Genomic DNA, 6260 nt, shown 5'->3' on the forward strand with positions numbered 1-6260 from the left:
GATCAAGGGCAGCTCCAGCCTGGGGAGGTCGACAGCCCCGGCACCCGCAGGGGAACATGCAAGAAGGACCCACACGATCATGCCAGCGAGCGCAGGGTACAGAAGTCTTCTCACTTTGGACACAGATGGCTCCCCCCCTTCTCAAATCTTTGAGCCGTGCGATTACGGTCACCGATCTGGGCCGGGCCTCCGAAGAGAGCCCCAGTTATGGCCTCCGCAGAACGACGCGTCATCTCGACAAGTTCGGGTATCCGCCCCGGCGTGAAGTCGCTGCTAGGTCCGCTCACACTCAGCGACGCCACCACCTCCCCGATCCTTCCCCTCACTGCAACTCCCAGCGCGGCAACGCCCGGGTCAAGCTCCCCGAAACTCAGGGCGTACCCCCGCTGCCTCGTGAGCGCCAGCTCCTCGAGCAGCAGATCTCCGCTGACGAACGTGTTTTCAGTGAACCTGGTCAGGCCGTTTCGGATTACTCGATCCACTTCCTCAGGAGGCATATGTGCCAGAAGGACGCGCGCGGAGGCCCCGGCGTGCAATGGGCTCCTCCTCCCGACTTCGAACGTGACTTTGAGAGGCCCCGGACTATCCACCCGCCCGATGCATACCGCCTGCCCATCCTCCTCCATGGTCAAGAAGACGGACGTGGAGGTGAGCCTGGACAGCTCCTGCATGACGGGCGTGGCGACTCTTCTGATCTCCTCACCAGGCAAGACCAAGGCCCCCAAATCGAAGACCGCGTACCCCAGGCGAAACCGCCTGTCTTCCGGGTTCTGCTTCAGGAAGCCCCTCGACACGAGAGTGATGACACACCGCCGCACGATACTCTTGTGGATCCCAAGTTCTGCTGAGAGTTCAGCCACACTCCACTCACGCCTTTGAGGCGTGAAGCACAGCAAGATGTCCAGAATTCGCCCAGCAGACTGAAGGGCTTCAGGTTCGGAGACACGTACCTCTCTAGGAAGACTCATGTTCTCGGGCGTCAGTGGCCCCGTCTGGCCGGAACCTCCGCCCATCTCACTCCTTTCCACGGTAGTGAGTGGTTCGCTGAGCGAATCATGGATTCTTTGAGCGATACACAGGTATTCTCCATCGGGCCGCGGATTCCTGCCGGGTGGGGAAAAATGCGACACTTTCCGCTGCGACCGCGGCAACGTGACACAGCGCCGTGCGGCGGATCGCACGGCGCTGGCTCCTGCTTTCGTCCTATTCTCGTCTTGATCTCACCTTGCGCTGCACATCCCTCACACCCGGCGAATCAAGCTTCCCGCCAGCTTCCCGTAGCCGTCCCCTCGGGTCGTCGGCCCAAGGAGTCCTACACAAACCCGCCCCGCGCGGCTATGTCCCACACCGTCTCCACCGCGCCGTTTCTGATTCCGTAGTAGGTGTCGTGCAGGTTTATCGTGGTGCAGCAGTGGGATGGTATGAGCTCCACCTTGTCTCCAGCCTTGAGATCCCGGGAGGGGTTGTTCAGATCGACTTTGGCATGCTCTTCCGACAGGTGGGAGATCTCAGCGCCCGTGATTTCTTTGATCGTCGGCATGCCGAACTCCTTGGTGATCCCCTTGAGACCAACGTCGAGAACGGCTCTATCCTTTGTGGGTCTGCTGATAACAGTGGCCAGGAGCGTAAGCGCTTGCTCGAATCGAAGACCTTCAACGGCCTGGTATTTGGTGTCCATCATGATGTAGGATCCGGCCTGGATCTCGGTAATGCCCGGACACGTCCCTGCGATATCGTAGGTTCCTGTTCCGCCCGCGCTCACGATCTCCACCGGCATGCCGCTTCCAACGATGGCGTCCCTCGTCTCCACGAGCAGGTGATTGGCTTTCGACGCCTCGGCTCTCCGCTTCTCGAGGTCGGGTATGTAGACGGTGTGCCCTTCGTAACCCATGATGCCTCTGAAGCGCAGCCCCGGGAGTGTGGAAAGTGCACGCGCCAGTCTCACAGAGTCATCGAGCGAGCGCGTGCCCGAACGGGTCATGCCCACATCCACCTCAATGATGGTGTTCAAAGTGGTCTTGCACGCGGAGGCGGCGTCGGAAAGATCCTGAGCGTTCTGCATGTTGTCTACCGCCACGATGATGTCTGTGTGCCTCGTAAGGCCCATCAGCCGCAGGATCTTGGATTCCCCGATTATCTGGTTTGCGATGAGGATGTCCCTTATGCCCGCCTTGGCCATGACCTCGGCCTCGCTGAGTTTGGCGCAGGTGATCCCGTGCGCACCTGCGGCAATCTGCTTGTGCGCTATGATAGGGGTCTTATGGGTTTTGGCGTGCGGCCTCAGGTTCGCGGTAACCCCCTCGAAGAACCTAGCCATGCGCTCTATGTTCGCTTCGAATTTGTCCAAGTCGATCAAGAGTGCAGGGGTCTCGATCTCGTCGATTGGAGCCCCCACCCGGGTGGTATTAAAGGCCATGCATCTCACGCTCCGATCTCCCGATCTGGCATATTGCCGATAACGGTTTGTAGAACTCTGCGAGAATGCACCAAGAGTGCCACTTGAGACTAATGCAGGCGCGCACGTACCGGGTATTCTATGTGTCAGCAGAAAGTCTTTCTTGTGTGTTTCTCTACATCTCTCTTAGGCAAACCCGCGAAGTTCGCTCCGACTCGCCGCCGACAGACGAATAGGTGAACCGGTTTCCCCAGCACAGACGCGATCTCATCGCACGCGCCCATGCCAGGAGGTGGTTCACCTGTGAACGCCACAGTGCGTCAAGCGGGCAAACGCGGTGACCGACTGAGTGACCACACTTTCGCTCTGCCCCGTTCTTGGACACATCATCGATATACAGAACGCGGCGCGCGGTAAGTCGGGAGGGTGGCTCAGTCGTCGGCGTCGCTCCCCTCCTGCGCCATCTTCCATGCCTCATAGCCTCCTGAGATGTGGCGGACGTTCTCGAATCCGCGCTGCGTCAAGATGCGTGAAGCGATGTAGGAGCGATAACCTGCCGCGCAGTACGCAATGATGTCTTTGAAAGGATTCAGTTCTTCCAGGTGGTCGCGGAGCTGGTCCACCGGCGTCAGTGTGGCGCCTTCGATGACCCCGGCCTCGGCCTCACGCTGGGTGCGAACGTCCAGGAGCTGCACATCCCCCTCCCGGAGCGCCTTCGCGGCCTCCTGCGGGGAGATGGCCTCGACTTCACCCCGGAGGATATTAGCGGCAGTGAACCCCGCGATGTTCACTGGGTCTTTGGCAGACGAATACGGCGGCGCATACGAAAGGTCCAGGTCTTCTAGGTCGAATACAGTCATCCGCGCCCACATGGCTGTGGAAAGCACATCGATTCTCTTGTCGACTCCCCCTTGCCCGGTCACCTCGGCCCCGAGAATGCGGCCCGTGGGCTTTTCTGCGATGAGCTTTATGGTGAGCGGCCTCGGACCCGGGTAGTAACCCGCATGGTGCAGGGAATGCGTGAACGAGACGAAATGGGCCAGGCGTTCGTCCCGCGCTTCTCGTTCGGTGAGCCCCGCCTTCGCCACGACGACATCGTACACCTTCACTACCATTGCGCCGAGAGTCCCGTGGTAGTGCAGATTTCCGCCCGCCGCGTTGGCCCCAGCCACTCGAGCCTGCTTGTTCGCAGGACCCGCAAGCGGAACCCGCGTCGGCTTGCCGGTTATCCTGTTGTTGACCTCGCAGATGTCCCCCGCTGCGTAGATGTCCGGGGCGCTCGTCTGCATCCGCGAGTTCACCACGAGTCCCCCAGTAGGCCCCACTTGCAGGCCCGCCCTTCTCGCAAGGTCGAGCCTGGGCCTTACGCCTACCGCCGCCACCACCAAATCGCACTCAACAGCGGTCCCCGATTGGAGGTGGACAGTGAGCTGCTTCTCGCTCTCGTCGATCCGCGCCACCCTCTCGCTCACCAGCACCCAAACGCCCTTCCTGGCAAGTTCGCGGCTGACCCCTGAGACCATCTCCGGATCGAAAGTCGGGAGAAGCTGGTCCTTTGCCTCGACAAGGGTGACTTCCAGGCCCCTCTCGAGCAGCGCCTCGGCGCCTTCGAGGCCGATGAACCCGCCACCGATCACAACCGCCCGCGCAGGACCCGTTTCCTCCACGAACGAGCGGAGACGATCTGCCTCAGCGATGGAAAGAAGGTTGAAGACCTTCGGCGAAGAGCCGCCGGGAACGCCGAGATCGATCGCCTCGCTTCCCGTGGCGAGAATCAGCCTGTCGTACCGTTCCTCCATGACCTTTCCCGTGGCAAGCTCCCGGACTGTCACCGTTTTCTTGCCGCGGTCGATCTCCGTCACATCGTGACCCGTCCGGACGTCAATGGCGAACCTCGATGCAAGCCTGGACGGGGGCGTCACGAACAGCTCAGACCGGTCTGAGATGACCCCGCCAACGTAGTACGGCAACCCGCAGTTTGCCCAGGAGACATCGGCTGTTCTCTCGAACATGACGATCTCGGCCTGCTCGTTTACCCTTCTGGCCTTCACTGCGGCCCCGGCCCCGCCCGCTGCCCCTCCAACCACGAGAATCCGTGTGCTCATCCATTCATCCTCCTGAGTAGCCTCGTCAACCGGGGCAATACGATGTTGAGAAGGCACATGAACTTCACTGAACTGAACAATGCAACGCCCGTTGCTCGACAATCAGTCTTCCCAAGATCGCCTGTCCAACTGTGGGCAAAACGCCAGGCTCGACGATGCCAAGCCGCACGAGGATTGCGCGCTAGACTGCGGCGCCGGGCTTACCCGGAGGACCTGAGAGCCTTGCCCCGGCGATAGCCTGCGCCGCTTGAAGCTCGGCTTCGGTGTTCACGTTGAAGAAGCTCAGGGCGTCCGGATCGTAGACGCGCCACACACTCTCATCCATATATGAAGTGCGGACTAGCCCGAACACCGCCCTTACATCCCGCTTGCCGGCGGCGACCAATGCTCTGATGGGCTCAACGCAGGTTTTCGAGTATGCGGCGCACAGGGGTTCCAGCTCGCCTGTGTCGGCCCAGCGGGGAACTACGATCTCAGATGTGGAATCCAGACTGGCCAAGGCGGAGAGCAGGGGCGCCGACAGAAACGGCATGTCGCACCCTACCACGATGCATCGATCCGTGGGCGCGGCGTCCAGGCCCGCCCACAGCCCTGCCAAAGGCCCTATGCCGGTGAGGACGTCCATAACGATCACAGGGTCTCGCCCCGCGACCTGACGCAGCGTTTTGGCTTCGTTTTCGCCCGAAGCCACGATGACCACGTGGGAAGCAACTATGGAGACACTGTCTAGAACCCATGCTAGGAGAGGCCTGCCACATAGGTCTAAGAGGGCCTTGTTGCATCCTATCCGCGATCCCGCTCCCCCCGCCAACACAATGGCTGTGGGGTCAACCTGCGTCGCCGCGCCGTGATGAACGCCCCTTCTCATGATGCAGCTAGAAGCGATCCGCCGGCTGGGTTGCCGGCTCCGCCCTGCGGTGCATTAAGGTAGTGGAGGCCTGCTGGGTGGGCATCACCACCACTTCCGAGATGTCCACATGCGCGGGCCTAGTCACGCAGAAGACGATGATGTCGGCGATGTCCTCTGCGGTCAGGCAGTCTACGCCGCGGTAGGCGTCCCGGGCGCGAGCCTCGTCCCCCCGCCAACGAACCAGTTGAAACTCTGTCTTGGTCATGCCCGGCTCGATGAGGGTCACCCTGATCGAAGTCCCGTTCAGGTCGAGCCGCATCGCCTCAGACAACGCCCTCACAGCGTGCTTGCTTGCACAGTAGACGCTGCCTCCGGGGTACGCCTGAATCCCTGCGATTGAGCCGAGGTTCACGATATGGCCCCGGTCCCTCTGCCTCATGCCGGGAAGGACGAGCCTCGTAACATATAGAAGGCCCTTGACGTTAGTGTCGATCATCTCATCCCAGTCGGCCACGTCCGCCCCGTATACCGGATCGAGGCGGCGGCTCAGGCCCGCATTGTTGACCAGTATGTCGATTTCGCTCCAGTCGGCGGGAAGACCGTCTATGGCATCGCGCACTCCCTGATAGTCAGTCACGTCCAGGCGCAGCGGGAGCACCTCGGCCTTTCCGTTCTCCATGAGCTCCTGAGCGAGCCTCTCCAGGCGGTCCAACCTGCGCGCCCCGGCTATCACACGGGCGCCCAAAGAAGCGAAAGCCCTGACGCACGCCTCCCCGATGCCCGCGCTGGCTCCTGTCACCAGGACTGTCTTACCATCAAGCGAGATCATCTCAGTCCACCGTCCTCCTCTTCATAGACATATCTCCCATGGGAGCTGTCCGCAAGGTTCCTGCTTCGTCCACAGGCGCCG

Annotated in this window: 5 protein-coding genes; all 5 read right to left on the bottom strand. The window is 61.2% G+C overall.

What is annotated here, in order from left to right; genetic code table 11:
- Positions 1-110: 110 nt before the first annotated feature.
- The gene (locus NUW23_14680; protein MCR4427405.1) at positions 111-968 is read right to left on the bottom strand and encodes an IclR family transcriptional regulator; all 858 of its coding nucleotides are present in this window, start codon (positions 966-968) and stop codon (positions 111-113) included.
- A 344-nt stretch (positions 969-1312) separates the two neighbouring features.
- Positions 1313-2416, bottom strand: a complete 1104-nt coding sequence (locus NUW23_14685; GenBank protein MCR4427406.1) for a DSD1 family PLP-dependent enzyme — start codon at positions 2414-2416, stop codon at positions 1313-1315.
- Between the two features lie 410 nt (positions 2417-2826).
- Positions 2827-4500, bottom strand: coding sequence for an FAD-dependent oxidoreductase (locus tag NUW23_14690; GenBank protein ID MCR4427407.1), 1674 nt, complete (start codon positions 4498-4500; stop codon positions 2827-2829).
- 181 nt (positions 4501-4681) lie between these two features.
- Positions 4682-5368, bottom strand: a complete 687-nt coding sequence (locus tag NUW23_14695; protein ID MCR4427408.1) for a molybdenum cofactor guanylyltransferase — start codon at positions 5366-5368, stop codon at positions 4682-4684.
- 7 nt (positions 5369-5375) lie between these two features.
- Positions 5376-6179, bottom strand: a complete 804-nt coding sequence (locus NUW23_14700) for an SDR family NAD(P)-dependent oxidoreductase (GenBank protein ID MCR4427409.1) — start codon at positions 6177-6179, stop codon at positions 5376-5378.
- Positions 6180-6260: the final 81 nt, after the last annotated feature.

The sequence above is a fragment of the Bacillota bacterium genome (assembly GCA_024655925.1).
Classification (GTDB): Bacteria; Bacillota; DTU025; order DTU025; family JANLFS01; genus JANLFS01.

What these genes read in the sequence shown, in the direction of transcription:
- NUW23_14680 (MCR4427405.1), bottom strand. Translation starts at nt 968, where the DNA reads ATGAGTCTTCCTAGAGAGGTACGTGTCTCCGAACCTGAAGCCCTTCAG.
- NUW23_14685 (MCR4427406.1), bottom strand. Translation starts at nt 2,416, where the DNA reads ATGGCCTTTAATACCACCCGGGTGGGGGCTCCAATCGACGAGATCGAG.
- NUW23_14690 (MCR4427407.1), bottom strand. Translation starts at nt 4,500, where the DNA reads ATGAGCACACGGATTCTCGTGGTTGGAGGGGCAGCGGGCGGGGCCGGG.
- NUW23_14695 (MCR4427408.1), bottom strand. Translation starts at nt 5,368, where the DNA reads ATGAGAAGGGGCGTTCATCACGGCGCGGCGACGCAGGTTGACCCCACA.
- NUW23_14700 (MCR4427409.1), bottom strand. Translation starts at nt 6,179, where the DNA reads ATGATCTCGCTTGATGGTAAGACAGTCCTGGTGACAGGAGCCAGCGCG.